Origin of the sequence: Clostridium sp. BSD2780061688st1 H5, from assembly GCF_005845155.1 — a bacterium.
Classification (GTDB): domain Bacteria; phylum Bacillota; class Clostridia; order Lachnospirales; family Lachnospiraceae; genus Claveliimonas; species Claveliimonas intestinigallinarum.
Map to the genome: position 1 here is coordinate 1 of NZ_SPGT01000060.1, position 1,621 is coordinate 1,621.

General features: G+C 46.4%; 1 protein-coding gene. It reads left to right on the forward strand.

The features are described 5' to 3' along the window. Window positions 1-277: 277 nt before the first annotated feature. On the forward strand, window positions 278-1,495 hold the full coding sequence (locus FGQ86_RS16085; RefSeq protein WP_033126577.1) for an IS110 family transposase: 1,218 nt from the start codon (window positions 278-280) through the stop codon (window positions 1,493-1,495). Window positions 1,496-1,621 lie beyond the last annotated feature (126 nt).

Below are 1,621 nucleotides of genomic sequence, written 5' to 3' on the forward strand. Positions count from 1 at the left end.
TTTCTACTACAATATATTTATGGTTAATACCCCTTACAGCCAGTAAGGAATTACCCATCTTGTTGCTTAAGCTGTTAGAATGAGTGTGGCAATAGGTCTGGCCTCTCCTTTCTTGGACTTAACGTCCGTAAAAAAGTCAGCCAACCAGCCCTCATTCGCAGCATTCGTTTTACGCAGGTTGAACTTTCTCGTTCGTGTGATATCTCCAGTAGATTGAATAGGCAATGAGTAAATCTGGTATTGACCATTGCTAATTCATTTCAAAGGAGTTTTTATCATGAACGCTGTTGGTATTGATGTTTCCAAAGGTAAAAGCACTGTCACCATCCGCAGACCCGGAGATGTGGTTCTGATGCCGCCCTGCGATATCCCACACACCCAGTCCGCTATCAATGCTCTTATTGAGCAGATCAAAAACCTTGACGGCGAAACCAAAGCCTGCATGGAGCATACCGGCAGATACTATGAACCGGTTGCCAACTGGCTCTCTGACGCCGGCATCTTTGTCAGCGCTGTCAATCCCATCCTGATCAGGGATTTCGGAGATGACTCTCTCCGTGCTCCAAAGACGGATAAAGCGGATTCTAAAAAAATCGCCCGTTATGCTCTTGACCGCTGGGCAAAACTGAAGCAATATGGAAGCATGGATAAAATACGCAACCAACTCAAAACAATGAACCGGCAGTTCGGTTTCTACATGGATCAAAAAACTGCCATGAAAAACAATCTCATTTCCCTTCTGGATCAAACCTATCCCGGAGCCAATGACTTCTTTGACAGCCCTGCCCGCAGTGACGGCTCCCAGAAATGGGTGGACTTTGTCTACACCTACTGGCATGTGGACTGTGTACGCAGCAAGTCTCTGCAAGCCTTTACGGAGCATTACCGGAAGTGGTGCAAACGCAACGGTTATAACTTCAGTGCCTCAAAGGCGGAAAAGATCTATCAGAGCTCTTCTGACCTGATCGCCGTATTTCCGAAAGATGACAGCACAAAAACGCTGATACGGCAGGCTGTCACGATGCTGAACACGGCTTCACAGACAGTGGAGGCTCTCCGCATTAAAATGGATCAGACTGCCGCCACGCTTCCGGAATATCCGGTTGTTATGGCAATGAACGGTGTCGGCCCATCACTCGGTCCCCAGCTTATGGCTGAGATCGGAGACGTTACCCGTTTCACTCACAGAGAAGCGCTTACCGCTTTCGCCGGTGTCGATCCTGGTAAAAATGATTCAGGAAAACGCAACCAGAAAAGTGTGCGTACTTCAAAGAAAGGCTCTCCAAGCCTGCGCAAAACACTGTTTCAGATCATGGACGGATTGATCAAACGTTCTCCTGTTGATGATCCAGTCTATACCTTCATGGACAAGAAACGCTCAGAAGGCAAACCGTATTATGTCTATATGACTGCAGGAGCCAATAAGTTCCTCCGCATTTATTACGGACGAGTAAGGGAATACCTTGCTTCTCTGGAAGAAGCCAAAGAAAGCTGATTTCAATCCCATACTTTGCTTCAGGCCAGCGCACTGCGGTGGTCTTGTTGTGATACTCTTTTTTCAACCTGTATAAAATTTTCAAAGTTCATTAATTTCTGCTTGACTTTTTATTTGCAGACTTTT